Here is a 24,009-nt window from a genome sequence, read left to right as displayed (position 1 = left end):
TGTGAATTGCTTAGTCGGTACTACGCTCGTCGGCCTTGAAGTTCAGCCATTTCAACTGCACCGCACGGTCCTTCACGATCTCCAATTTGTCATTGATGATCGAGGGGCGCCACATGGACCCTTCCAGCTTGGAGTAGATGGTGTCGATGAAGGCGAACTCTGCATCCCTGAATGCCAACCACTTCCGCTGGCTGTCTTTCAGCTTGGCTAGGTCCCCAGCGTTCAATTTCCCGACAAGCTCACGGTATTGCTTGTTGAGCTCCGCATCCCAGCTGGCGTATGCCACATTGGAGCAGGAGACCATGCCGGCGGTCGTGCCGTCATTGAGCATGCACTCGTTCTGAGCTTTGTCGATCGGGTGCGAAGGCTCTTCCGCCTGCGCATGTGCGGCGGCCGCTAGAGCTGCGCCCACCATCAAAACCACCTTGAGCACCTTCATTGCTTACCCCCAGTCAGCACGTCCTGAAAGTACGCCAGCGCTTCCTCTCCGGCAAGGCTGGGGGTGATCCGTACTCTTTCGACAGACAGCAGGCCGCTCTCCCTGATGAAGACGAACCCCGCATCTTCCAGCGCCTGCGCTGACTTCGAGATGCTTGTGCGGTTGCAGCCCTGGTGCTCTACGACCTCAGCCAACAAGCGTCGAACTGCTGGACCCATCTGAGCCAATGCTTCTGCGGAAGCTCTCACATCCTCTGTGGTTTCGTGGCCCAGCAGCATCTTGCCCCTTAGATTTTGATGTCCCAGGACGCACTCGTTTTCGGCAATGCACCTTCGGGATCGTGAACGTTGAACACGTCTGCTTCCGCAAGCGAATCCAGAAACACGACGAGATTGGTTCCACCTGGTCGCTTGGTCGAAGGGAATAGCAAGCCGCTCGCCATGCTCGAAACTACGTCTGACATCAGCCAGGTCGGCGGCTCTATGTCTTCCATGAAGAAGAGCTTCTTCCACTCGCAATCCCAGTCTTTCCAGAGCTCATCCCACTGGTCGCTATAGCCTTTGCTGAAATCGGCAACTCTTCTCAACTCCACGCGGTAGGTGGCGATGGTGCCCGGCCCGAAGACTGGCTCAGCTTGGGCGAACTCAGAGAGCGCAGTTTCGGGTTCTAGCGCCAGGTAAACCGCCTGCTGACCTTGGCGGTTGAAGCGGCCGCCGACTTTTGCTGCGCCGGCGCCGCTGTGTGGGAGGTACGACCACTGAGGGGTCAGCACCCTGTATGCATAGAGCTTGATCGGCGTGATGATCAACCGGTAGCTCCAGCAGACAGGTTGATGAGGTACTTGCGGATTGCGTCAGCCTTTCCTGCTGCAACATAGGCCTCGGCAGTCTCACCACCCAATTCGGTTAGTGCGACATTACGAAACCAAAAAACGGCTCTATCAAGATCACCGCCGTTTGTCTCGATTGCCATGCTGATCACGCTTACAGAGTCGCGCATGAAATCCTGCAACTTCTCCGACTCAGGAGCGCGCTGTAGCGTGGTGCGATGAACACCCGCAAGGCTCGCCAATGTCTGTACGCTGATATGCATCCGATCAGCGAAAATCTTTGGGGAGATGATCGACTTTTCTCTTAGGGTCTCCGCAAAGCTCGCGGAAGTCTGTGACATCACGGCGCTCATACCCTATCTCCTGCTTGTGCCTAGATGATGCATATTGGACGCATATAGGATGTATGTCAAGCATTTTTATGCTGCAAAACCGTCGCGTAAGCGACCCCGTTAAGGTCCGGTGCGCCTTGAGGGGGGGGTGGTTTTCTCACATGCTTTGGCGGCACCGGAGCGCCAGGTCGTCACCGGGCCAGTCTCAATCCTGGATGAGCCGCGGCAGCTGGCATTCGGGAACACGGAACTTGCCGACTGAGCTAACCTGCCGATCACCGCCGGCAGGGGTGCCGGCACATGGGGGCAAATATGCGGATGGGGATGCTGAGCCTTGTGCTCATTGCAGTCGTGGCTGCCGGTTGCTCGAAGTCTCCGGAGGAGATCGAGCGTGAGGCAGTCGAGGCCAAACTTGCCAAGCTGGAACAGGCAGCCAGGCAGGAAGAGTACGACCGCCGTGTCCGCGCCAAGAAGGGAGCAGAGGCACTGAAGCCTCGAATGCGCGACCCATCCAGCTTCAGCGGCATGGCCGTCGTAAACAGAGAGGGGGACACCTGCTATCACTACCGTGCACGGAATGGGTTCGGCGGGCTCAGCGCCGGCCGCGCGATCCTCACCTTTGACGGAACCAGGCCAGTAGACGAACAGGACGATCAGTTCGATGCCCTCTGGCAAGAGCGATGCGAGGGTCGTGGCGGCCAAGAAGTCACGCTCAGGTAAATCCCGGCAAAACAGGTTTCGATGGTCGACCGAAGTGGCGTTGCATCAAGCGTCAAGTCGCATAGGATTGAAGCCGATAACGCAGTTGTAGAACGGACTCAAGACAACAGGGGGCAGTATGCGTTCGGCTTCTCAGCACATGAACTGGTGGGCATTGATCCCCGCCTACGTAATCCTCGGTGGCGCGTCGCTACTGGCCATCGGTGGAGCACAAGAGATGGCGCAGAACGGTGGCCATCCGTTCTTTGTTGCACTAGCTGTGGCAGGTGGCGCTGCTTTGTTGGGCATTCTTGCATTGCTTACTTGGATGAACTGGCGCGCAGCTCGTTTTCGGGCATCCAGGTGGGGTCTATACGATCAGTCAGGGAACAAGGGTGGGTTCGGAAAGGGCTTCTTGTATGGCCTGCTCGGCGTTTTCCTGGTCCACATCGCACTGTTCCTTTGTATGACGCTTCCTGCCGCGCCTGAGTCGCTTCGTGCAATCGCGTCCATTGCTCTTCTTCCCTTTGCCATCCTTTACACCATCGTTCCACTCTTCACCGGCTGGATGATGCGCTTCATTGTCGCGACTCGAATCTGAAGTCAAAGCAAGGAAAACAAAAAAGGCGGCCGAAATTGAACTGACCCCTGGAAGTTGGACATCCATCCAACCTTCGGGGGTTTTTCTATGGCCAAGTACAGTCCGTCCTTTAAACGAGAGGTGGTAGATGCCTATCTGGAGGGATCTGCCGGATTCAAGGTGATCGCCGCCCGATTCAATCTTCACAAGAAGTTGGTAGAGGTTTGGGTCGCCCATTTCCGCCAGGAAGGCCAGGCAGGCCTTGATCGGAAACGCAGTCAATTCACTGCAGAGTTCAAGCTCCAGGTTCTGGAGCATATGTGGCGCGAAGAACTATCCTACGGCCAGACTCAGGCGCTATTCGGCATCCGGAACAAGACGGGCGTAGCGACTTGGGAGCGCCAGTACAATGAAGGTGGTATTGAGGCGCTGAAGCCTCGCCCTAAGGGCCGCCAGCCAGCCATGCCGAAGCCGGAACCTCCACCCGTACCACCAGTGTCAATTCCAGACCGGAACGCGACCCATGAGGATTTGCTCAAGGAGAACGCGTATTTGCGTGCGGAGGTGGCATACCTAAAAAACTCGATGCCTTGGTTCAAGCGAAGTCCACGATCCCGCCGACAAAGCGCGGGTAGTGCTTGAACTGAGGCAGCAGCATGCTCTGCCGGACCTGTTGGCCATTAGCGGGCTGGCCCGTAGCACTTACTACTACCAGGCCAAGGTGCTGGCGCTGGGGGATCGGCATGCCGATCTCAAGGCCGCCATCCAGGCGCTCTACGACCGTCACAAAGGACGTTATGGGTATCGGCGCATCACCGCGGCGCTGCGGCGCCAGCTCGGCGAGGCCATCAACCACAAGCTTGTTCAGAGGCTCATGCAGGCCATGGGGCTCAAGTCGCTGGTCAGGCCCAAGCGATATAGGTCTTACAAGGGTGAGCTCGGGGAGATCGCGCCCAACGTCCTGGAGAGGCGCTTCAAAGCTGATGAGCCAGAACAGAAATGGGTGACGGACGTGACCGAGTTCAAGGTTAACGGCGAGAAGCTGTACCTGTCGCCGGTCATGGACCTCTACAACAGGGAAATCGTGGCGTTCCAGCTCGATGTCCAGCCGTCTTTCAAGATGGTCCGCGCCATGCTGGATAAGGCATGGGCTAGGCGACGATCACGGCGACCGCTGGTGCTTCACTCGGATCAGGGCTGGCAGTACCAGACGAGCGCTTTCCGGCGGCAACTAGACGAACAACAGATCACCCAAAGCATGTCCCGTAAGGGCAATTGCTTGGACAACGCTGCCATGGAGAGCTCCTTCGCAACCCTCAAGACCGAGCTGTTCCACCTGAAGCAGTTCACCAGCGTGGAGCAACTGCGCAAGGAGGTGGCTGAATACTTTCACTACTACAACAACGACCGTATCATGCTGAAGCTCAACGGCTTGAGCCCTGTGCAGTATTGACTCCGGCCATTGGCGGCCTAAAGATCGGAGGTAACAATGTGGCCTAAAGAAGTTCGGGCTGAACGTCGCACGCTCACGGGTGGCGGTGTGGCTTACACCCTGTATCACGCGGCCGTTGGCGAACTGGGCCAGATCCTACTGCAGCCGCTCTCGACAGGGGGCTGTCAGATGACCTGTGAGGTCCTTGACCGGCCCGATGGCCTCAAGGAAGAAAGGACGAAGCTGCTGAAGCCTCTGGAAGAACAGCTGCTGTCAGCTTTGTCTCCGCCATTGCCGGTAAAACGTTCAAAATAAGAAGGACGAGCCTAGATAGTTCCGGGCTCGTCCTAGGTAACGCAAGCGGTAAACCGAGCCGTCCAATATTTGGGGGTCAGTTCAGAATGGCCGCCTTTCTCTTTGCTGGGCTGAAATATTAGCCCTCGCCTGCGCGGCGTCCTTCCGGCAGCAGCTCCTGACCGGCCTGCACCTTTGCCAGCACTTCGTCACGTGCAGCGGTCAGCTCCTGCAGTCGCTCCGGCGAGCCCTGGGACTGGCCGAGCGCCCGACCGATGAAGCGATTGCCCGTCATCTGACCCCAAACTTCAGTCCAGAATGCATCGACCGAACTGACGTCATCACCTGCACGTGCCAATAGGTAGACGCTCAGGTAGTCCTGCTCAAGATCCTGTGCCTCGCCATTGCGGAAGCGTGCAAGCGCATTGCCCGACACGGGTGCCTGATGGCCCGTGAGGAACCCTGCAGCGCCGGACAGCAGGTTGAACTTGCGGCCCTGCTTCTGGTTCTGGCCCTGGTGGTCGAGGATGATGCGAGCCAGGTAGCGGCTGATGTAGGTGCGGATCTCGCTGGCCGAGTCGGCGTAGTTGTCGATCGCATTGCCCAGCAGCAGCGCAGTACCCTGCGTCGTGGTCGGGATCGGCTTCGGCACGTAGACCACGGTGAACTGGCAGGCCGACACGGGAGTCACTTCAACCGTCGCCTCCGCTCCGTCGCGCAGATAGGTCACCTGCAGCGGCTGGCCGATCTTGGCCTGGTCGGCTAACACTTCGTCGTATCGCTCGGTCACCTGCTCGATCTTGCGGGTCTTGAGCGCCTTGCCGTTGAAAGCGACCAGCTCATCGAAATCCTGCAGGCCTGCCGTCGCCGCCGGCGAGCCTTCACCGATACCGAAGATCATCGGGCGGTTGTCGAGCGAGCCAACCTGCGCGAAGCCCAATGCAGGGCCCGTCGTCTCGCCACACAGCTCAGCGTTGGCCTGTGCCAGCGGCCATGCTGCGGCGCTGATCTGACCCCAGCGGGCGATCTCTTCGCGCGGCTGCTGCGTGCCGGCGTTAGCGGTAATCGATGCCAGCGAGAAGATGGCGGCGACGAAAACTGTGATGCGATTCATGCTCATTCCTTTGGGGGTCCGGTGCGTTATCGGCGGGGGCGGCGGGAAATTAATGGTTGTGGAGGGAGATCATCGTGCTCACGTGTTCCGCGAACTCGGACGAGAGGTGGAACTCGTACCGGGAGACACCGAACTTCAGTTTGAACCCGCACACGTCAATGACTTTGGGGCTCCGGGAAAGTGCACGTGTATGCTGCTGCAGGTCGTAGTAGGTCACGATGTTGGTGGGCTGGTTCTTGCCAGTGGACCGATTGAAGTGCACGACCATCTCCTGCAGTACGGCGAGCTGCTTACAGATCCACTCATTGGTGTGGTAGCTGTAGTCGTTTCGCTTGTCGTACTGCTTGGTAAGTGAGTCGATGGTCGCGCCGTAGCTCAGCACAATGAACCCACCGCGCTGCACGACCTCTTTGTGCTCAAGGCGGAACTCATTGTTGAATCGGGCTGCCAGTTGCCGGCTGACTTCGTTCTCCGCCGCCTCGGACGGCAGCAACGTGTCCAAGCTGCTCATAGCGCGTTTCACCGCAGCCGTGATGTTCAGGTCTGCAATGTCGGTCTTATGGTGGCAGTCCAGGTCGCTGAAGAACTCCCTCTTGATCTCGTAGTCATTGATGTCCGGACGCCGGCCGAAGCACATACGGCTACGCAGGAAAGCATCCTGCAGGTGTTCGTAGGCTTCCTTGACCGCCTTCTCGAAGAAGGAATGCGGATCAAAGCCCTGGAGACGCACGCCCCCTTGAATCGTGTGCAAGCGATCAGCGAACGAAAGAGCTTCGTTGCGAACCGCCTCCAGCACTGAGGCGACCTGGTTGCTCGACTGATTGAGGACATCTGCGTTCATGCGGCGAACTTCGGAGAGGCTGTTGATGCCTCAAGGATGCAGATACCAACGCATCCCCGATGAGGGCGCAGACTTGCTGCAGAAAGCATTCCGCCCGTCCGGCCTGTGTCCGCTTCTTTGATAGCATTCGGCTTTCAGGGGCCAGCAAAGAGGGGAATCGAGTGTCAGCACGCGAGCCGAAGTCGACTATTTCCACCACGATTCAGATCATTGGCCGGACAAGTGAGCGCAAGGGGCGCTTGGAGTTCACTTCCGGCAATGTCTCCTTCTTCCGCAAGGGAGTCGAGACGCCCTCGATCAAGCTCAGCTACCAGCAGTTGAGCGATCTACTTATGAGAGAAGTCGAGTACCGGGCTATTGACCCGAAAGGCAAGCTGCCCAAGGGCGGCAAGGATGACTTCTGGTTCGAGACCAATGAGATTGTGGACGGTGAGAAAGAGATCACCCAGTTCGGAAGGTGTCCGCTGTCAAGTATGGACTCGCGCCGCATTGATGAAGGCACATACACGCTCTTCAATCTGAATGCTGATAAGCGAGCAACGAAAAAGGGATGGTATGCCTCCATCTCCCTTCCGATGGTGATCTCCATCCTCAACTGGTACGTCGACAAATTCCTTTCCGGCAGCCGCAAGGGCCACACCAAGAACAAGGATGTCGTCATCACAAAGCAGGAACTGCGCCGCCTGCTGCTGCAGCTGCTCAAGAAGCTGGATTGATCGGCACCGGGTGCCGGTGTAAGGGTGAGGTCACACGCCCTTGCGCCGCGCCACGGCAATCGGGAGGAATCCCGGATATGGGCGCTGGATGATCTCGACGTCCCACTGCGCGGGGACCATCTCACGCTGCAGCAGTAGCGATTCGTTGAACGAGGTGAGCGCCTTCTCGTAGCTCGCCACCCAGGCAAGTACTTTGTCCAGCACGCACGACTGCGGACTGGCCGCCCTTGGATCAGGCCGGCGGCTGTCCATGGAGAGGATCCACTTCGTCAGCGCCGCGGTCAGCGCTCCCAGGCTCAGAACGCGGATGGCCAGCGCGGTGAATGCGCGATCGCCAATGACCCGGGAAGCGTCGGCAAGGCTGCAGTCGTCCAGATCCGACTTGTCCCAGTCCTTCAGCTCATCCGCGGAAAGAGCCTTGCGCGCGAGGACGAACTCCTCTCGATAGAACTGACTGAGCACCCGCAGGCGGCGCCAGGCAATCTGGGGCTCGCAGGTTGCCATGACATCCATTGCCGTCTGGCCGAACCGCTCCATCAGCTCATGCATCATCGCTGTGGCGATGTGTCGCCTATCGACCAGCTCGATCACTTCGAGGTCAGGACCAGGTGCCGGCGCCGGCGTCATCGGCATCAGCGGCGGGATGGAGAAGCCCGGGTCCTGGCTGTCCCCCTTCCAGTACAGGGCGCCACTGACCTCGACAGGGACAGATTCCCACGCGGCCGTCGGGAGATCCATGTCCTCGGCCGGGTAGTGCTCCATATAGACCCCGGTAGGCGGGGCCGTGGCCAGCAGGCTGTCAGCCAGCGCCTGGTTCTTCCTGCCCACGTGCTGGGCGTACCCCTCCCACTCCTTCTGGGCCAAGGTACCTAGGGCCTCCACGATGCGGGCAGCCAGCTCGGTGGGCGTCTTGTTGTGCTCCACCGCCAGCTCGCCCATGACCGTCACGTCGTTGGCGATGTCCCGCAGCACCTGGTAGCGGGCCAGAAACCAGGCTTGGCCCGGGTCATGGATCGCCGTCGTGGGGACTTCCTGGTCCTTCGGCTGGTCTGCGCTCATCTGTCCCAAATGTACGGCTTCGTCTGAGGCGTGAAGCATAGGCGTTCAGGTTCCCCCAAAAAAAGGGGCAAATCACCCCTTCATTCTTGGGATTCAACGCATGACGCCCTTCGTACCCTGTCGGCTCCTATCCCTTGGGTGAGCCCATGAAGAAGACAAAGCCCCAGTGGCGCGGCCTTATCGGCGCCGGCGTGGTCATGTGCGCCGTGCTTGGAGGCGGCATCTACCTCATCAATTCCCTTGGCGCAGACGCCGAGGGCGGCGACGAGAACCCCCTGGCACCCATTGCCCGGGCCTTCGGCCTATCCCCCAAGGACTACTCCCCACCGCCCCTGACCAGTCCCATTCCGGACTACCGCCAGCCGGCCGCCGCCGGCGAGGCCTCAGGCGACTCCCCTTCGCTGGCTGGTGTGCTCGACAAGGTAGACCTGGGCGGCATGATCAAGTCCAAGGAGGAGATCCGCCGCGGCGCCCAGGAATCGGTCGGCGCCATCCTTGGCGTCGCCCAGGTGATCGACGGCGACACGATCGATGTCGCTGGCCAGCGGATCCGCCTGTACGGCATCGACGCTCCGGAGCTGGGTCAGAACTGCATCCATTCAACCGGCGAGTGGGACTGTGGCCGCCGATCGGCACTTTGGCTGCAGCAGCTGATCACCACCAACGAGCTGTCCTGCATCTCCAAGGGCAATGACCGTTACGGCCGGATCGTGGCCACCTGCACCATGGGGGATCTCGACATCGCCGCGGAGATGGTCAGCAACGGCTGGGCGCTTGCCTACCGGTCGATCACGAAAACCTATGCAATCACCGAGGGCAAAGCCAAGCGCGAACGCCTCGGTCTGTGGGACAGCAAGTTCGCCAATCCGTGGGACTTCCGGCAGGAAGGCTGATACGCAAAAGGCCCGGGTAACCGGGCCTTCTCATTTCCACTTCATGCCGAGCTTGACCAGGTGACAAGAGGGCTTCGGACTTGCAATAGTCTTGCCGCCGGCAGTTCGCCGCACTGGGGGATGGGGAACATGGAAAAGACCACACCGCCGCGCAGGGGGTGGCCATATCGGCTTCTACACGTGCTGGCCATGCTGCTTATTGGTCCTTGGGCCGTGTATTTGCCAATTGCAATCCTGACTGGAACGCATGAGCCAGAACCTGGCTTCTTAGGCGTTCTTATGGCCTATGCCTCAGCGCTTGGATTGAGCCTGGTCGCATTGGCTCTTGGAATCGCCATAGCTCTTTTCCGCCCTTGGATTGGTTGGGTCGTTTTCGTCGCCACTGGAGTATTCATAGTCACTGGCGTGGTCTATGCAGACCGTAAAGCAGAAGCGCCAGCGAAAGAGTCCGCGAGTCCAGCGAAAACCTCTCGACCCATTCAAGTCACTGTCGCAAGCGAATTCCTTCCACCCGAGAAACGAAATGCGCAGGTCACGCCTGAAGTAATATCCGCCATGGAAGATCACCTGCTCAGCGATTTCATGCAGCGTCATGCTGCTCGCGTTGGAACAGCGGCTGCAGCCACACAGAAGGTCACCGTACATTCGCTACGCGTCGAACAGGATGGGCATGTTCTCTTCATGACGGAACTGAGACCAAAGCAACCAACTGCTGGTGAAACACCTGTGCTCAGGTTGCTTTGGAATATTCACGATGGGCAGCTGAAGCGCGTCTTTTGCGCCTACGAACAGGATGATCCAACGTGGCGGCCAAGTGCTTGCGGAAAGCAAGTTGCCCAGACTTTCGATTGGGATGGTTGGTACACGCCTTGATAGGCCGCGATGAAACGGCGACGAAAAGAAGGGATTCGCTGGCAACTAGGCAGCCAGGCTGAGCTGGAACGACCCGCGAAGAGTATCCATGAGCCGCTTGTGGTACGTGTGGAAGAGAAATAGCTGGGCGTTGACGAAGGCCATCATGTCCTCCGTCTCAGGCAGTTCGCTTTCGACCAAGACGGCGAACTTGGTGATCGCAAGCGATTCGTCCAGGACGAACTCGTAGTCCTCGCCGGCGCTGGCGGCGACACGAGACACCTTCATGCCGGCCTCGATGTGCTTGGTCACCTCATCGGAATGCAGATCCACGCCCTTGATCCGCACGCTGGCCGCATCGGGCCCCTTCAACACGCACTCATCCCCTAGCGACCACCCTTCAGGCAGGTTGCCACTGGCAAGCCAGTCGGTCATCCGGCTTGCCGGCGAGTCCTGTGACGACAGGGGAATGGCAGGGAACGAGCCGAGTGCGGAGCGGATGTGCGAAACGACGTTCTCCGCAGTCTTCCTGGTGCTGGTGTTGACAAGGAATAGGTTGCGTTCGAGGTCGATCAGCGCGTACGTCCTCTTCTTGGTGGTGAAGGTTCGGGCCATCAGATCCGCGATCACCTCCTCCTTAAGGCGTCGCCGGGTTCGGCTGCTGGGAATGCGCCCTTCCTTCTCCTCCAGATCCTTCACTTTCGCGGCCAGACGTTCATTGACCACCGCCGGAGGAACGATGCGGGTCTCGGTCTGCACTGCCACCAGGATTAGCTCACCGGTCCTGTAGGCGAAGGGGGCATCATCCATGTGGACCGGCTGCACAAAGCCGGCGCTGGACATCGCCGACGGCTCGCAAGGTTTGAACTCCAGATCAGACAGCATGGCTTCGAGAGCCGTGAAGTCCATGCCTGGCGGGAAGGTGAATGCGATGACTTTGCTGAAGTGCATGGTGCCTCTGTACTGCGGAAAGGGGTTTATCGAGGGATGGACATGCCCGGCGGTTGGCCGCGGCGCTCCATCTCGATGCGATCGAAGGGATCGACGGGGATCTCCTGCCGTGCCTGCTTCAGGCGCTCCTGCTCTTGCCTGGCCTCAACGATCACCTGCATGGGAGTGCGGCCGTTGATGGTGGGAAGGATGTGCTGGAAGAGCGCCGAGTCCGGAATCGACGTGGGGTCTTGGCCGAAGGCCGTGAAGTCAGATCCTTTCAGGCGGGTCACAGCGAGGAATCGAACAGCGAAGTCCAAGGCTTGCGCGTCCGCTTCAGGCATCGCGGCATAGATCTGCCGAAGCGAATCCAGCGCGACATCAATGTTCGGTGCGTTGATGGTGAGGGTGAAGGCTGGGTCACCATCAGCGAACTGTCCCATTTCCGACAGCGCGGCGACTCGACCCGGGTGACTGGCCAGCTGATCGAGCGGGTTGGCACTGACCACATCAAGCGCCTGCTCGCCTGTACCGCTCATGCCCGACAGTCGATTCACCGCAACAGCGGGCCTGGCTGTGGTCTTGCTGAGCAAGCTCTGTGGCGTGCGATCGGCATCACCGGACGGCAATAGCTTGTTCACTGCAACGGCACCAGCGAATCCGACGGCAATGAGCAAGCCGCCAATCAGGTAGCCGTGGCGGCCGAAGTCAGGCTTCACTGGGTTGCCCTGGTGCTACCCATGCTCACGGCCGTTACCGCCAGTTGAGTACGGATGTGGGAGACGGCGGCTTCCAGCACGTTGAGCTGGGTGACATCGCCCTGTTCCCACTTCGGCGCAGCCAGCAGCACCTTTCCGTCGGCGCCCGACAGCTCGACCATGGCGGCATCCAAGACCGGCTTGATCTGTTCGGCACCCTTGGCCACGCCGCTGAAGTAGCTGAACACCTCAACGTCAGCGGTCTGGCCGGGCAGGAGCGGCTTGTCGAATTCCTTGGTCACTCGCTGGCTCAGCCACGGGGTCAGGCTGCCATCGGGGCCGAAGTTCACCATCATCACCGCCTTGGACACCGGCACATCCAGGTTGTTCTGGACGGTCAGCTTCAGTCGAAGCGCCGATGCGCCGGCCGCTTCCGAAAGCGATGCGCTGGCATTGGCGTAGTCGGCCTTGACGACCTCGAAGTTGGCCATTCGCGTGCCGATGTCCTCCGCAGCCTGCTGCCGGCGGCGCAAATCGGCCAGCTGCTTCTCGTAGGTGGCCAGCTGCGTGATGTACGTCTGACGGAGCTTGCCGGCCAGCGCCAGAAGTTCATCCTTGCTGAGGTTGTCGACCAGGGGCTTGACCTTGCTGAAGGCCTCTTCCTTGGTCGGCATACGACCCTTGGCCGCCTGCTGCATGACCAGCTGGGGATCGATACTGAAGCGGGCGACGTCAGCCAGCGCCACATCGAGCTTGTCCAGTTCCGCGCGGTCCGTGAGCCCGCCGCGGATCTTCTCCACCGACTGGACCAGCGTTTCCTGCGACGAAGCGTCGATCAGGCCCTCCTCGGTCTTGCTGCACCCGTACAGGGCCAGCGAAACGGCGAACACCAGGAAGAACTTGTGGGCATTGTTGAACAGGGACATGCGATTAGCTCGTTGGGTTGGATGCCTTGCGGGCATGTTTGATTTGAAGGTCCACCGTGGTGTTGCCACGGAAGGTGTTCGCGGAAAGAGTGAAAGCAGCGTTGATCTCGTCGCCTGCCTGCACCGGAGGGATGGGTTCTCCATCGTCCGGACGCAGCACCGATTTCTTCACTGCGCCGAACCAGATGGCGGAGGTCACTCCACCGTACTGGTCCTTCAGGCTGAGCTTCAGATGGGTGCCATCGGCACCGATGACCTTGGCGGTGAGAACGTCAAAGCGGCCGTGGAAGACCGGCGGCTCGAACTCGCGCCCGTACGGTTCCAGTTGGGCCAGTTCGTCGATCATGCTCAACGTCGGGGAGCGATCGAGCTCGCCATCGGAAAGGATCTGCGGGTGAAGCTGCGACGGATTGACCTGCAGCAGAACTGCCTCGCAGAACAGTTCCTGCAGTAACTCGATGTTCGCGGCCTGGACACGCAGGCCGCCGGCGCCGTGATGGCCGCCATGGGAGAGCAACATGCCCGGTTCCCACTCATTCACCTGATCCATCGCCTGCTTGACGTTGACGCCGGCAGCCGTGCGCAGCGAGCCGGTGAACACGCCTACCTCACCCTCCTTGGGCGAGAGCATCATGGTGGGCCGGCCAAAGGTTTCAGTGAGGCGAGAAGCGGTTATACCGTGAATGCCGGCGTGTCCGTTGTCCAGACGAACGACGATGGCGGGGCTACCGCTGCTCACCTGCAACGAGGCCAGCGTCATCGCGGCCGCGGTCAGTTCCTTCTCGATGGCCCGGCGCGTGGTGTTGTCCTGTTCGAGGACCGTAGCCAGCTGCACAGCATCGTCGTGGTTCGTGCTCATCAGGAACTGCACGCCCGTCATCGCCTCGCTGAGCCGCGAGCGGGCATTCAGTCGGGGGCCGATCTTCCATGCCAGATCGGGAGCGGTGTAGGCATCCTGCTTGCCCAGAACGACGGCCATGCCTTCCCACGCGGGGCGGCGCTTGGCGTTCATCACCTTCAGGCCGTGGGCGATCAGGGCACGATTGTTGATCGACTTGGACAGGCTCACGGCGTCGCACGCACTGCCCAGCGCCACCCAGTCCAGCAAGTCACCCAGACGCGGTGCGTTCTCCGGCAGGTGGCCACGCTTGATCAGCTCGGCACGGACAGCGCACATCACCAACCAGGAGACATGGCAGCCTGCAACGTTCTTATCGGGGAAGTCCGAGTCCTCGCGGGCAGGATTGACGACCGCGATCGCGTCTTCCGGTACGCCCCGCGCCGGGATCTCATGATGGTCGGTGACAACCGTCTCGATGCCCTCTTCGAGCATCCGCGTGATCCGATCATGGTCCGCGCTGCCTTGATCGCCAGTGACGATCAGGGTCGGACGGGGCTGATGCTGCAGGATGCGGTCCACAACCGCATTGCTGACGCCGTAACCTTCCTTCATTCGGTGCGAGTTGAAGAGCAGTACGTTCTGCTTGTCGACTCCGAAGTGGTCGACCAGCGCCGTCAGCATGACCGCGCCGGCGGTGGATCCGTCAGCATCATGGTCGACGACGCAAGCGATCACCTCGCCATTGATGACGGCACTGCAGATGCGGTCAACGGCCTGCTCAATGTCGGGGAGCAGCTGGTAGGAGTCCAAATCCGCAATCCGGGGGAGCACGCGCTTTCCGATGGGCTCCTGGCTTTCCTGCGCCTTCATGCGGCCCGCGATAACGCGAGCCTGCAAGGCGGTGAAGCCATCGCGTTCTGCAGCCGCGAGTACATCGGCATCGACCTGGCGCTTTCGGATTTTCGGTTCGGGTGCCACGTCGAGAAGTCCAAACGGTAGAGATTCAACCTTAATGGCGCCGTCGTGACCCACAGTGGGGCCCTTGTTTCTTTCACCGCGCGAGACGAACTTCGGGGCGACGGCGCTCATGTGTCAGGCACACTTGGTCTTGGGGTACGTGACAGGAGCTTCATCACGCGTCGCGGGGTTGTCCACATATGACCAGAACATCGTGGTGATGTTTCGCACCAACACTCGCTCCAATCGGTACGGCAGCTGACGGTGCGGATAAATGTTGCGAACGGCGGTGACGCTCAGGACCAGCTGTACGCCGTTGCTGTTGAGGTTCATGCCGACGTTGATGTGCGCCGTTGCTACCGGGCGTTGGCCTGACATGCTGTCGTGGCAGACAAGAATCCATCTGCGGCCTTCCATCTTCACTGCAGCGGCCGCCTGCCCCGCGCCAGATACGTCAAAGTCTGGGTGCCGAGTGGCGGCGGGAAGAGAGAACAGCTCTCCTGCCAGGACGTTGGCATCCACTTCATGAATCGGATGGCGCTGCTCATGGAAGTCGCGCACGAAGGATCGGATCAGGCTCAACGTCGTGGATGCCGGCACGATCCGGCTGCTGATGGAGGTCATGACTGGGATCCTTTCTCGCCTTTGGTGATCACAATTCGAGGCGTCCTGGACCAGTACTTCTCGAACGTGCCTTTGAACAGGGTTTCGTCTTTGGGGACAAGATGGTCTTCGACAGCCTTGATCAGGTTGCTTCCGTCGGGCCGGGTCATCTTGGGCTTTCCATCCATCTGCACCTTGATGGACTCAGGCCAGGAGTTGGGCATCGGAAAATGGAACTCGATGCGGTAGTTCAGCGGCAGCTTTGCCCCACGAAGACGTAGCTCATCGCCGAAGGCCCTGTAGCGACGAACGCACGCCCGAGGAGCAAACTTGTCCCGAACCGACATGCGAGGCTTTGGCACTGCCAGCATCGGAAATTCCTGGCGATCGGGCACCGCCGCATCCAACTGCAGCACTGCGTTGGCGGAGGACACCAGCTGCGCGAGGTATGCGTTCTTGCTGGGACGAGTCGGCTGGTTCCGGCGAGCGGGTCGGCTGCGCAGCATCACCGGCGCCGTCGAGACAGCCTGCCCCTGCAGGTGCTTCTCCCACGCGCTGCGCTGGCCGAAGCCCTTCTTCATGCCGAGAGCTTCCGGGTCAAGCCGTTGCTCGGCCGGAAGGTCGGTCGGCGAATGGTGTGGGTGGCCTGTAGCGCGGGCGCCAGGCGGCGCGTACTCGATGCATAGACCGTCACCGGCTCGCTGGCGAAGACGCCGAACCCACTGATGTTCACCTCGCGGCCCTTGTCCAGCTGAGCCACGATGGCATCGAACAGAACGGCAACAGCCTTGGTGGTCTTGTGCTTGGGAATGTCCAGTTCATGGGACAGCAGCAGTGCCAGGTCTTTCTTGTTCATCAGGTGCGTTCTTTCAGTTGCTGGTGTTGAGGTGCCAGGTATCGGCGATGTCGAGGCGGGCGATGGTGTGGATTGCCGAAAGACCGTGCTGGGCGAAGACCTCCCGATCGACACCGAGGAGACTCATCCACTGGTTGAGCCGGCGCCTGTGGTACTTGGCTTCCTCATCGTTGGCCGGGAGCAGAATCGACTGCAGCGCATAGACCAGGGCGTTGACATCGGTAGCGAGCATCAGCCCGCCATTGGCATCTGTAAGCTCAACATAGTTCCTGGAGCGACCGCGCCGGATGCCGCGAATGACCAGCGTGGCAGCGTCAGGAAAGGCCTGCTTGATGCTGTTGATGGAGAAGGAAAGCAGCGGGTTGGCATCGGTGCTGGAACCGTTTGCCGACGTAATCACCCCGTCTGCAGTGACCTTCCGACCAAGCGGAGCATCGGGATTAATGCAGATCCGCGAGTGGGGAATGCCTTCATACAGATCCCTCATCAGGCCCCATGCCTGCCGCGCACGCTCGGGGCTGACAGCCTTCTCGCGATTGATGATGACCTGCTCTGCATGCTCGCGTGCGGTCACGATGTAGGAGCGGTTGTGGGCGCTCTTGGCCTCCATCTCCATCAACGTGACCATGGGGGTGTCGTTGGACTGCGAGCGATCCTTGTGCTTTCCACGGGGCTCGGTCACTACGGCACGAACCCGCGGAATGATTGCCGAGAGTTCCGAGGTGAGTTCGCGTACTTTCTGGACGCTAAGACGAGTGGTCATCGCTTATTGGTTGCTGACGAGTGCGGTAGTGGTTTGGCCCAGGATCGTGGTGCGTTCACTGGAGCGCTTGGCGATGAGGCCGATGTAGCGCTGCTGATGCACGGGCGTGGGCGAGTGGTAGTGCTTGATGGCCTTGATGATGTCGCCGTTGTGGCGCTTGAGTTCCGTGGCGTAGATCCACATGGCAACACGCACGTTGGTGCACAGGTCGCTGGTCACGGCGTATTCGCTGATGCCGTATCGGGACAGTTTCGGCAGCCACGCTGAGTTGATCTGCGCCGGACCCATGTCATAGGTGCCGTTCTTGTTCATGGACACCTTGCCAAGGGTGCCCCGCTCCACGTCCAGGATCAGATACATCGGCGTGGGCTCAACACCGAAGCTCGCCGCGGCCTGGGTCACGCAATGCACCACTGCAGGGTCCTGCTCCGGCAGGACGCGTCGGCTTGCCTTTTTCCTGGTCGCCGGCTGTGCCGCCGCCCGAGGCGCCGCGGATCTCGCCGGCGGCGTCATGCTGGCCACCGTGGGGTACCGGATCATCTCCACCGCATTGACCACATCCCCGCCAGACTCTGAAACTGTCCGGATCATTTGCGGGCGTACGGCCTCGCCTGGTTGGGTGGCCTCAGCCTCAGGTGTGCTGGCCAGCGCCAGGCCAACCAGCAGTGCTGCCGTGCTCGGATAGATCAAGCCTCTGAAGAAGAAGGAACCTTTGCCCATTGGGACGCAAACCTGTTCTGGGATTGCGTCCAAGTTAGCCCCCTGGCCATGTAATGAGCCCCCGTATGGTTCGCCGGAATCGGGCTGTCTGGAGGGGCTTATTCGCAGGCCCCATCACCATCGAACAGGGTCTGCTGACCCTTCCGACGTCTGGGTAGGGCGTCAGGTCCACGCTCACCCGCCTGCCTGTCCCTTGACGCCATCAGGTGGTGGACCCTCCCCAGCACCCGGGCTCGATCGCTGGGGCGCAGCTCAACGGCCCCGACCTCAATGGCGACCGGCACCATCCCTTCCGGGATCGAGTAGTGTGGAATCAGGGCGTGCCTGTTGAAGTACTTGCCGCGGTCGAGCTCGAGCTTGAGCGCCAGGTCGTGGAGGGCCTGCAGGTCATCGGAAAGCAGGTGGCCACACAGCACATCCATCCGCATCCACTGAGCCTGCTCCACCCAGACCGTCATCAGCGAAACTGCCCCATGCTCATGGCGTGCAGGCGGCAGATCTTCGTGCACAGCCTCTTCAGGGCGGCTTGGGACTCCAGAGCGAACCTTGGTGCATAAGCTCCGCCGCCGGTGGCCAGCAGCCAGCCCAGGCGTAGCTCGATTGCCTGCAGGGTGTCCGCGGTCAGGACAAGCTGCGTGCGTTCGACCTCCAATGCCCCATTCGATGCCAGTACCAGGGTCAGAGGCTCCCGCTTGCACCTGGTCAGCGAAGGCGCGTCCCACTTCATGTGGGCAAGCAGGCCATCGAAGGTATCTGCGGTCAGCCTGGTGGTCGGAATCGCAGTTGAGAGAACGCCCTCGAACCAGTTGCACAGCCTTGCGGCATCAACGCCGGCGTCGATGGCCAGATTGACGTCTTCCGACCAGGCCTGCTGCAGCTGGTCAGCAGTACCTGCGTATCGACACTCCCACCGCGTTCCCTGCTCTCCACGATCGATCTCGACCATCAGCAGGTAGCCCCGCTTCGCGTTGGCCACACTCTCCACACTGGAGGGATCAATCGCGCAGCTGGACTGATGATAGGCCTCCAGGCTGAAAGACAGCGCCACCTGGTTGATGAAGTTTCCCTGTCGCATGGGGACCTCAGTGACGCGTGCCGTTCGAGCTGGACACCAGCTGCAGCACAGGGGCGCCGGCGCCAGCATGCGAGCCAAGACGCTCATTGAGCACCCACTCGACATCCTCGTAGCGCAGCTTCAGCTCCTGACCCAGCGTCGGGCTGTAGGGGCTCTTGCTTCGACGGTAGGCGTTGATCGGATCCGAACGCAGCCGGAAGATCGTTTCCCCGTCCTTGGCCAGGCGGAACATGGCCTTGTCACCCAGGTAGGCGTCCGCCATCAGGGTCAGCAAGTCCACCATGGCATTGTGCAGGTCCTGCTCGACCAGTACGCCGGCACGCATCAGCGCCTGGGTGTGCTGCTCGAAGTGCGTCTGGTGGCAATCGTCGGTGAAGCACAGGTCCATTGCGTACACGGGCGCACTGTCTTCTGCCCGCGCGGCCGACTCCCCGGCCTCGCCATCGGTCTCAGGCAGCGTGATCAGCTTGCCCACGGCGGCACCATTCACACAGATCGTGGCGGCCCATTCGTCCGCGGCTCCTGCACGTACAGTGCGGACACTGCGCAGGCTGAAGGGAGCGAAGTTCTTCTGGAGTAGATCAAACATGTTCTTTCCTACTTACCGCGGGAATGTGATGCGGTCGTTGCGTGGGTTCCAGCGGGCGAGATCCTGGAGCATGCCGATCGCTGTATGGAGGTTGGCGGGCGTGGTTCTCAGCTCACGCGCCTTGGCTTTGAAGCTTGCTGGCCACTCGATGTCCCCGGTCCAGTCTTGAGTGGGCAGTTGGGGCCTCTCCGGTAGCTCGCACTGGCGGCCGCCGGCCAGATGCACGGTGAAGATCAGACCGGACCGCTGGCGAGCCCACCGGACTTCGTGGACCGTGTGGATCAGGCGACGAAGATGCCCCGCACGCGGCCACCTCTGGAACAAGGTGAGCCCCGGATCCGGCGCCAGATCACGAATTCCAATGCTCCTGCGGATAGACGGCGGCAGGTGCCGTGCCATCATCTTCAGCTCATGGGGTGTCATAGCGCGGCCTTGTAGGGAAAGGAGACCGACGTGCGGCCATTGAAGTCAGTGCCGGCCAGCCAGTAGTGCAGCTGGTGCAGCCACTCGGTCCCGATCTGACTCTCGGACCACGTGGTGAAGAGCATGTTCTGCTCATCCCAGTCATCCTCAATCTCATCGGCCCGATTGTTGAGCAGCTCGATCGCCGCACTGGCGTCTGGGTAACGCAATGCAAGGATCTGCGTCTCTTCCAGATCCCACGTGCCACCCACCCTGACTTGCTGCCCGTCATCTCGCAGCAGGGTCACATCAAAGCGGCACATCGGCTGGCCGAGGCTCTCGTAGCGCTCCTCTGTCCACGTCGCACCGGTGATGCGTCCACGCTCACCATTGATGGTGCTCAGGGCATTGGCCAGCCGGTCGACAGGTGCCTGACAGCGGCATGCCTGTGCCGGAGCTTGTGCGTTCTGGGTCTGGATCATGCGCAGTTCCTGCTAGGTCTGTGATGACAGAATCGCACCGGGTGAGATCCCGGCGTGGGGGATCAGGATTCCTGCAACTCGGAGATCTCGATGCTGCCTTTGTCTGCGAGATCCGGCTGGGCCCGGACCCACTCGAACATGGCATCTGCCAGCGAGAGTCCGATCAGGTTGGGCACGCCCGCCCACTTCGCGAAGGCAGCATCGACCATCTCGTCATCCTCGATCCCGTTGTACTGAAGCTTGGAGACGATCTCGGCGATGGTGCCGCCATCGGAGTAGGCATCCCACTCGACCTCGCGGCTTTCAAGTGAGTGCGGGCTGGAAAGATCCAGTGACTGTCCGTCATCTCGCTCCAACACGATGGCGCTGACCGCATAGGCGTCGACCGTTTCGTGGATCGACTCGATCTCCCACTTCAGTACCTTGATGCGACCGGCGTTGGCTGCGATGAAGGCTTCCAGCGATCCGATGTACGCGCTGCGGTACTGATCGAACTCCATGCGCAGCTGGGCGAGGTCGGCCGTGGTGTTGATCATCATGTCGATGGTGCAGGTCATCCGGAGTCATCCTGATTGGCTATGGACTCAGTTTGGCGTCTGGACGGATAGCGAAATTGGGGGGCAATGTTTCCGCACGCCCATGAAAAAGGGCGCCCATTGGGCGCCCTTTCTGGTTTGCTTCGCGCCGGATTTACCAGCTGAAGCGCACGCCGGCCTTCCACAGGTCGGCGTTGGAGTCTTCGCCGAAGCTGTACTGCGCATTGAAGCCCACGTTGGCCCACGGCTTGATCAGCGTGCCGATGGTGCCTTCGGTGGCGCCGCCGATCTCGTCCACGTCGGTGTAGGCGACCTTCACGTACGGCTCGAAGTACTTGCCGGCAGCGAAGCGGGCGCCGACGCCGGCCTGATAGCCATCGGCGTCGAAACCGCCCACGTCGACCTGGTAATAACCCGCTTCGCCGAACAGGGCAACGGCATTGCTGACGTTCTTCTGGTAGCCCAGCAGGACGACGGACTCCTTCAGGTCGACGCCGGCGGCTTCGACGTCGAACTTGGAGTACTCGCCCGACAGGTACAGGCCGGTACCGCCGAACGCGACGCTGCCCTTGATGCTGGTGCCGTCGATGTTGTCACCCATGTCGGCGTACTGGGCCTGGACGTAGGAGGTGCTGAAGTCGCCGGCGGAGGCGGTGGCGGCGACAGCGAACAGCGAGGAGATCAGGGCAAGCGAGAAAAAGGACTTCTTCATGTGGTGCATTTCCTTGTTGTTTTCCGCAGTGACTTCTGCGGTATGGGTATTGGAACTGATGTGTATCGGGGCTCGTAAGGTAGGTTGGCGGTAGTTTTAGAAGGCCGTCTCCCGTTGGCTTTTGGTGGAGCCGGTCTTGCCGGCGACAGGGATAGATTCGCCCAGCTGACAAGCCGCAGATCGGGGTGCGGAAAAGTTGCAGGAACACAAAACGCCTTGTTTTAAGCTCTTTTCTAGGATCGCCAAACGTAGACGGCCACCCGAAGGTGGCCGCAAGGCGTCGAACTGTTGGGTCCAATCAGGTACGGGGGAGCGATGCCTGATGAATGTTGGCGTTGATCCAGGAGCTGATCCTTGGGGGGACTGCCCCTTCAGGGCGCTCGAATAGTGGTGGGATCTCAACCATGGTGAAGACCTCGCCTTCCTGCACCTGGTACTTACCGCTGGGCTCATCCCAGACGTAGGTGTCCTCAGCGTACCCGCCGCTTCGAGATGCGGCCGCATAGAAGATCCCCTCACTCGGATGCTGGTCGATCAGCAGGACCTCATCGAACGGGTAACGCAGATTCGCGAACTGGATTGCCTGAAGGAAGAGCTCTTCGGTCGGAATCAGGTGGAAGTCACGAACAATCTGCATTGCCGTCCGGCCGCCGGCGAAGAAGATGGCTTCGTAGTGCCGGCGGACGGGCTGTCTGCTGGTTGCGAACAGCGAATGAATGCCGTCAATCAGGCGAACGAGGCGATCGCTTTGAATGACGACATCGGACATCGGGCTTCCCCTTCGGTCAGTGCTCGTAAACGGGCAGCTGCTCGGCGATCTCGCCATCCCCGTCAAAGCGAATGTATGCGATCCCATTGGCCCGGGCAAAGATGACCACGTTGGACAGTCCTGGCAGGAGCGTCGAGGTTTCAACGTCCGCGCTTCCCGCTTCCGGGTCAACCCAGAACATCGGGCCGTAGGAGCTGTGCATGCTGTGTATGACGCCTGGCATCTTCAGCTCATCCTTCTCCAGCTGGAGCAGTTCATATCCGCTCAAGTGGGCGGTGCTGAAGGTCGGGATGATATTGCACTCCAGCCCTTTCAAGTTGACCACGGCGTTGCGCAGGCCGGTCAGCGACTCCAGCTCGGCGGCCGGAATGTTGTCCTTGGCCAGCTCGAACAGGCGCTCGATGGAGTTTGCAAACGTGTCGGTGGTGAAGTTGTTGAGCATGTCGAGCCTCTATGTGTGTTGAAGGGGTGTGCGTCTGTATGAGGCTCTAGATGTTCATCGCGAACATGCTGCTGCGCTTGGGGATGAAGGCCGCTGGATCAACCGCCTTCTTCGGTGGTGAAGCCACTGGTCCCGGCACGGGTTGCATGTACTTGGAATAGAACGCGATTGGGTTGTTCAACAGGAAGTCGAAGGCGTTCGCATCGAGCCTTTTCACTTTCCCACCTTCATTGGCCACCTGTTGCCACGACTTGTACTTCCTGCCCTTACCGTTCTCGGCGAAGTCGAAGAAGATGTGCGTTGAGTGAGTGACCAACTGCTGCACGCTGCCACCAACACGGGCAATTGCAGCCTCAATTTGACTCCTGTTGTAGCCGTTATGTCGGCCGGTAATGACGAAACTCAGCGGGGTGGGAAGGGATGCCATTGCCTGCTCCGAATGTTCTAAGTCAAGGCTATCTCTTTGACCGTTGAGACCCTTGGGGCACAGCGTTCATGCCTCTCCATATCACCTCATCAGGCGTCGTTGCGCTCCGTGCCACCCATCGCCTGCCACTGCTTCAACGATGGCGGCAATCCGTCGAGGAAGAAGTAAATTGGCACCAGCATTGCGCCCTTCACCGCAACACCGTCCCGCATCGCCGGTTTGAACTGCCATGTCGATATTGCCCGCAGCGCTTCCAGGGTCAGCAACTGGCCGGCCCGATCTCCGGGATCACGCGTGGACATCGGCGACCACCTCGCGTGCATGATCCTTCTCCATCCCCAGCCACCGCTCGGCCAGAACCGCGTGCAGGGCACTGGCATCGTTCAGTGCATCCAGCGGATCACGCCCCCGCGAGGCCTCCAGTGCCTGCTTGAGCCAGAAGCTGGTGCCGGGATCGGCCAGCACACGCTGCTCGATGCCGGTGGTCGCGATGTCGATATGGGACTGAAGGGGATTGGGGGTGGTGCTCATGCGGCTGCCTTGGCCTGATGGACTTCGATGTCTCGGGGGTTGATGCGGTAGGTGTGCTGCTCGCGACCGCTGCGCGTGGTGGCCTCGACGACGATCCAGGCATCACTGACCTGGGTGATCTCGACCGACGCATAGCCGGTACCATCGATCTTGACGTCATGGATGACGGTGCCAACACGCCAGTTATTGGCTGCCAGGACACCCGAGACCTCGCGGCCTTTGATGTACGCGCGGTACTGCTGACGGGCGGCATAGATCTCGTCGTACTGCAGCTTGCCGAGGATGGCCGCATAGCTCGGCTCATCAGTGAACGTGTGGATTGCAACGTCGCCCCGTCCAGTGGAAATGATGGCGTCGATGAAGACGTCATTGGTGGGCATCCGCTGGGCGATGAAGCCCCAGGTTCCACGCGGCATCGTTCGGATGTTGGCAATCAGCCTGTCCGCTGCAGCGTTGAACTCGGTGATGCTGTCGTAGGTCCCGCCCAAGTCGCTCGCCGTGGTCGTTACCAGCTGTTCGGCGCTCGGGTAGAGTTTTTCCCACTCCGGTCGCACGGCATCAATGAAGGCATCCGTTGCCAGGGTGTTCGACAGGTTCAGCGATTCGATGATGCCAAAGGCGGGGGTAAAGGTGATCATGTGGGATGCTCGGCGGAAGTCCCCTACATCCT

35 protein-coding genes are annotated in these 24,009 nt (G+C 60.4%); 6 read left to right on the top strand and 29 right to left on the bottom strand.

Annotated features, from left to right (window positions below; all coding sequences use genetic code 11):
* Nucleotides 1-10 precede the first annotated feature (10 nt).
* From ACGHX3_RS20695 to ACGHX3_RS20680, 4 genes are read right to left on the bottom strand one after another with little or no spacing between them, the layout of a single operon-like run.
* Complete coding sequence (locus ACGHX3_RS20695; RefSeq protein WP_394697428.1) at nt 11-439, bottom strand: lysozyme inhibitor LprI family protein; 429 nt, start codon at nt 437-439, stop codon at nt 11-13.
* Complete coding sequence (locus ACGHX3_RS20690) at nt 436-717, bottom strand: hypothetical protein (RefSeq protein WP_394697427.1); 282 nt, start codon at nt 715-717, stop codon at nt 436-438. The genes ACGHX3_RS20695 and ACGHX3_RS20690 overlap by 4 nt, the downstream gene beginning before the upstream one ends.
* Nucleotides 718-725: 8 nt before the next feature.
* Nucleotides 726-1,247, bottom strand: coding sequence for an RES family NAD+ phosphorylase (locus ACGHX3_RS20685; RefSeq protein ID WP_394697426.1), 522 nt, complete (start codon nt 1,245-1,247; stop codon nt 726-728).
* Nucleotides 1,244-1,621 carry a hypothetical protein gene (locus tag ACGHX3_RS20680; protein ID WP_394697425.1) on the bottom strand — a complete coding sequence of 126 codons (378 nt, stop codon included), beginning with the start codon at nt 1,619-1,621 and terminating at the stop codon, nt 1,244-1,246. Before ACGHX3_RS20680 ends, ACGHX3_RS20685 begins: the two co-directional genes overlap by 4 nt.
* Before the next feature lie 279 nt (nt 1,622-1,900).
* Between ACGHX3_RS20680 and ACGHX3_RS20675 the strand changes: the two genes are divergently transcribed.
* The 3 genes from ACGHX3_RS20675 (at nt 1,901) to ACGHX3_RS20665 (ending at nt 4,332) form a co-directional block, all read left to right on the top strand.
* Nucleotides 1,901-2,320, top strand: coding sequence for a hypothetical protein (locus tag ACGHX3_RS20675; protein WP_394697424.1), 420 nt, complete (start codon nt 1,901-1,903; stop codon nt 2,318-2,320).
* Nucleotides 2,321-2,459: 139 nt separating this feature from the next.
* Nucleotides 2,460-2,900, top strand: coding sequence for an ABC transporter permease (locus tag ACGHX3_RS20670; RefSeq protein ID WP_394697423.1), 441 nt, complete (start codon nt 2,460-2,462; stop codon nt 2,898-2,900).
* A gap of 87 nt (nt 2,901-2,987) precedes the next feature.
* A protein-coding gene (locus tag ACGHX3_RS20665) for an IS3 family transposase (protein WP_394697422.1) occupies nt 2,988-4,332 on the top strand; the annotation gives its coding sequence in 2 pieces (ribosomal slippage) (nt 2,988-3,457 and nt 3,456-4,332; 1,347 coding nt in all).
* 412 nt (nt 4,333-4,744) lie between these two features.
* On the opposite strand, the gene ACGHX3_RS20660 is transcribed toward ACGHX3_RS20665, so the two are convergent.
* Together ACGHX3_RS20660 and ACGHX3_RS20655 are read right to left on the bottom strand one after the other, a co-directional pair.
* Nucleotides 4,745-5,719 (bottom strand): PDZ domain-containing protein, encoded by a 975-nt coding sequence (locus tag ACGHX3_RS20660; protein WP_394697421.1) that lies wholly within the window; start codon nt 5,717-5,719, stop codon nt 4,745-4,747.
* A gap of 49 nt (nt 5,720-5,768) precedes the next feature.
* A complete protein-coding gene (locus tag ACGHX3_RS20655; protein ID WP_394697420.1) occupies nt 5,769-6,560 on the bottom strand; it encodes a hypothetical protein in 792 nt (263 codons plus the stop codon).
* Nucleotides 6,561-6,721: 161 nt separating this feature from the next.
* Here ACGHX3_RS20655 and ACGHX3_RS20650 point away from each other — a divergent pair, with 161 nt between their 5' ends.
* Nucleotides 6,722-7,276: a hypothetical protein gene (locus tag ACGHX3_RS20650; RefSeq protein ID WP_394697419.1), complete on the top strand. Its 555-nt coding sequence runs from the start codon at nt 6,722-6,724 to the stop codon at nt 7,274-7,276.
* 30 nt (nt 7,277-7,306) lie between these two features.
* Here ACGHX3_RS20650 and ACGHX3_RS20645 read toward each other — a convergent pair whose 3' ends face one another.
* Entirely contained in the window at nt 7,307-8,335 is a 1,029-nt protein-coding gene (locus ACGHX3_RS20645) for a hypothetical protein (RefSeq protein ID WP_394697418.1), read from the bottom strand.
* 146 nt (nt 8,336-8,481) lie between these two features.
* Between ACGHX3_RS20645 and ACGHX3_RS20640 the strand changes: the two genes are divergently transcribed.
* Together ACGHX3_RS20640 and ACGHX3_RS20635 are read left to right on the top strand one after the other, a co-directional pair.
* Nucleotides 8,482-9,228, top strand: a complete 747-nt coding sequence (locus ACGHX3_RS20640) for a thermonuclease family protein (RefSeq protein WP_394697417.1) — start codon at nt 8,482-8,484, stop codon at nt 9,226-9,228.
* Nucleotides 9,229-9,357: 129 nt separating this feature from the next.
* On the top strand, nt 9,358-10,101 hold the full coding sequence (locus ACGHX3_RS20635) for a hypothetical protein (RefSeq protein WP_394697416.1): 744 nt from the start codon (nt 9,358-9,360) through the stop codon (nt 10,099-10,101).
* Between the two features lie 45 nt (nt 10,102-10,146).
* Here the strand turns inward: ACGHX3_RS20635 and ACGHX3_RS20630 are convergent, their stop codons facing one another.
* From ACGHX3_RS20630 to ACGHX3_RS20525, 22 genes are all read right to left on the bottom strand, one after another.
* Nucleotides 10,147-11,031 (bottom strand): recombination-associated protein RdgC, encoded by an 885-nt coding sequence (locus ACGHX3_RS20630; protein WP_394697415.1) that lies wholly within the window; start codon nt 11,029-11,031, stop codon nt 10,147-10,149.
* A 26-nt stretch (nt 11,032-11,057) separates the two neighbouring features.
* Nucleotides 11,058-11,729, bottom strand: coding sequence for a hypothetical protein (locus ACGHX3_RS20625; protein ID WP_394697414.1), 672 nt, complete (start codon nt 11,727-11,729; stop codon nt 11,058-11,060).
* Nucleotides 11,726-12,634, bottom strand: a complete 909-nt coding sequence (locus ACGHX3_RS20620; protein WP_394697413.1) for a hypothetical protein — start codon at nt 12,632-12,634, stop codon at nt 11,726-11,728. The genes ACGHX3_RS20625 and ACGHX3_RS20620 overlap by 4 nt, the downstream gene beginning before the upstream one ends.
* 4 nt (nt 12,635-12,638) lie before the next feature.
* Entirely contained in the window at nt 12,639-14,564 is a 1,926-nt protein-coding gene (locus ACGHX3_RS20615; protein WP_394697412.1) for a DHH family phosphoesterase, read from the bottom strand.
* A gap of 3 nt (nt 14,565-14,567) precedes the next feature.
* Nucleotides 14,568-15,056, bottom strand: coding sequence for a hypothetical protein (locus tag ACGHX3_RS20610; RefSeq protein ID WP_394697411.1), 489 nt, complete (start codon nt 15,054-15,056; stop codon nt 14,568-14,570).
* The gene (locus tag ACGHX3_RS20605; protein ID WP_394697410.1) at nt 15,053-15,616 is read right to left on the bottom strand and encodes a RusA family crossover junction endodeoxyribonuclease; all 564 of its coding nucleotides are present in this window, start codon (nt 15,614-15,616) and stop codon (nt 15,053-15,055) included. The genes ACGHX3_RS20610 and ACGHX3_RS20605 overlap by 4 nt, the downstream gene beginning before the upstream one ends.
* Entirely contained in the window at nt 15,613-15,891 is a 279-nt protein-coding gene (locus tag ACGHX3_RS20600) for an HU family DNA-binding protein (RefSeq protein ID WP_394697409.1), read from the bottom strand. Before ACGHX3_RS20600 ends, ACGHX3_RS20605 begins: the two co-directional genes overlap by 4 nt.
* A gap of 13 nt (nt 15,892-15,904) precedes the next feature.
* Nucleotides 15,905-16,654: a hypothetical protein gene (locus ACGHX3_RS20595; RefSeq protein ID WP_394697408.1), complete on the bottom strand. Its 750-nt coding sequence runs from the start codon at nt 16,652-16,654 to the stop codon at nt 15,905-15,907.
* 3 nt (nt 16,655-16,657) lie between these two features.
* Nucleotides 16,658-17,374 (bottom strand): lytic transglycosylase domain-containing protein, encoded by a 717-nt coding sequence (locus tag ACGHX3_RS20590; protein WP_394697407.1) that lies wholly within the window; start codon nt 17,372-17,374, stop codon nt 16,658-16,660.
* A 98-nt stretch (nt 17,375-17,472) separates the two neighbouring features.
* A complete protein-coding gene (locus tag ACGHX3_RS20585) occupies nt 17,473-17,832 on the bottom strand; it encodes a DUF4031 domain-containing protein (RefSeq protein ID WP_394697406.1) in 360 nt (119 codons plus the stop codon).
* Entirely contained in the window at nt 17,832-18,449 is a 618-nt protein-coding gene (locus ACGHX3_RS20580) for a hypothetical protein (RefSeq protein ID WP_394697405.1), read from the bottom strand. The genes ACGHX3_RS20585 and ACGHX3_RS20580 overlap by 1 nt, the downstream gene beginning before the upstream one ends.
* Nucleotides 18,450-18,456: 7 nt before the next feature.
* Nucleotides 18,457-19,038 (bottom strand): hypothetical protein, encoded by a 582-nt coding sequence (locus ACGHX3_RS20575; RefSeq protein ID WP_394697404.1) that lies wholly within the window; start codon nt 19,036-19,038, stop codon nt 18,457-18,459.
* 12 nt (nt 19,039-19,050) lie between these two features.
* Entirely contained in the window at nt 19,051-19,461 is a 411-nt protein-coding gene (locus ACGHX3_RS20570) for a hypothetical protein (protein ID WP_394697403.1), read from the bottom strand.
* On the bottom strand, nt 19,458-19,922 hold the full coding sequence (locus ACGHX3_RS20565; RefSeq protein ID WP_394697402.1) for a hypothetical protein: 465 nt from the start codon (nt 19,920-19,922) through the stop codon (nt 19,458-19,460). The genes ACGHX3_RS20570 and ACGHX3_RS20565 overlap by 4 nt, the downstream gene beginning before the upstream one ends.
* 62 nt (nt 19,923-19,984) lie before the next feature.
* Nucleotides 19,985-20,479, bottom strand: coding sequence for a hypothetical protein (locus tag ACGHX3_RS20560; protein ID WP_394697401.1), 495 nt, complete (start codon nt 20,477-20,479; stop codon nt 19,985-19,987).
* Nucleotides 20,480-20,612: 133 nt separating this feature from the next.
* Nucleotides 20,613-21,170, bottom strand: a complete 558-nt coding sequence (locus tag ACGHX3_RS20555; RefSeq protein WP_394697400.1) for a hypothetical protein — start codon at nt 21,168-21,170, stop codon at nt 20,613-20,615.
* Nucleotides 21,171-21,468: 298 nt separating this feature from the next.
* Entirely contained in the window at nt 21,469-21,939 is a 471-nt protein-coding gene (locus tag ACGHX3_RS20550) for a hypothetical protein (protein WP_394697399.1), read from the bottom strand.
* 16 nt (nt 21,940-21,955) lie between these two features.
* Nucleotides 21,956-22,381, bottom strand: coding sequence for a hypothetical protein (locus ACGHX3_RS20545; RefSeq protein ID WP_394697398.1), 426 nt, complete (start codon nt 22,379-22,381; stop codon nt 21,956-21,958).
* A gap of 46 nt (nt 22,382-22,427) precedes the next feature.
* Entirely contained in the window at nt 22,428-22,808 is a 381-nt protein-coding gene (locus ACGHX3_RS20540) for a hypothetical protein (RefSeq protein WP_394697397.1), read from the bottom strand.
* Nucleotides 22,809-22,897: 89 nt separating this feature from the next.
* Nucleotides 22,898-23,110, bottom strand: coding sequence for an energy transducer TonB (locus tag ACGHX3_RS20535; protein WP_394697396.1), 213 nt, complete (start codon nt 23,108-23,110; stop codon nt 22,898-22,900).
* Nucleotides 23,097-23,339 carry a hypothetical protein gene (locus tag ACGHX3_RS20530; protein WP_394697395.1) on the bottom strand — a complete coding sequence of 81 codons (243 nt, stop codon included), beginning with the start codon at nt 23,337-23,339 and terminating at the stop codon, nt 23,097-23,099. The genes ACGHX3_RS20535 and ACGHX3_RS20530 overlap by 14 nt, the downstream gene beginning before the upstream one ends.
* On the bottom strand, nt 23,336-23,977 hold the full coding sequence (locus tag ACGHX3_RS20525; protein WP_394697394.1) for a hypothetical protein: 642 nt from the start codon (nt 23,975-23,977) through the stop codon (nt 23,336-23,338). Before ACGHX3_RS20525 ends, ACGHX3_RS20530 begins: the two co-directional genes overlap by 4 nt.
* Between the last annotated feature and the right edge of the window lie 32 nt (nt 23,978-24,009).

The organism is Pseudoxanthomonas japonensis (assembly GCF_043632995.1).
Lineage (GTDB): Bacteria > Pseudomonadota > Gammaproteobacteria > Xanthomonadales > Xanthomonadaceae > Pseudoxanthomonas_A > Pseudoxanthomonas_A japonensis.
Note: the sequence above shows the minus strand (reverse complement) of the source record. Positions and strands in the feature narration are given on the sequence as shown.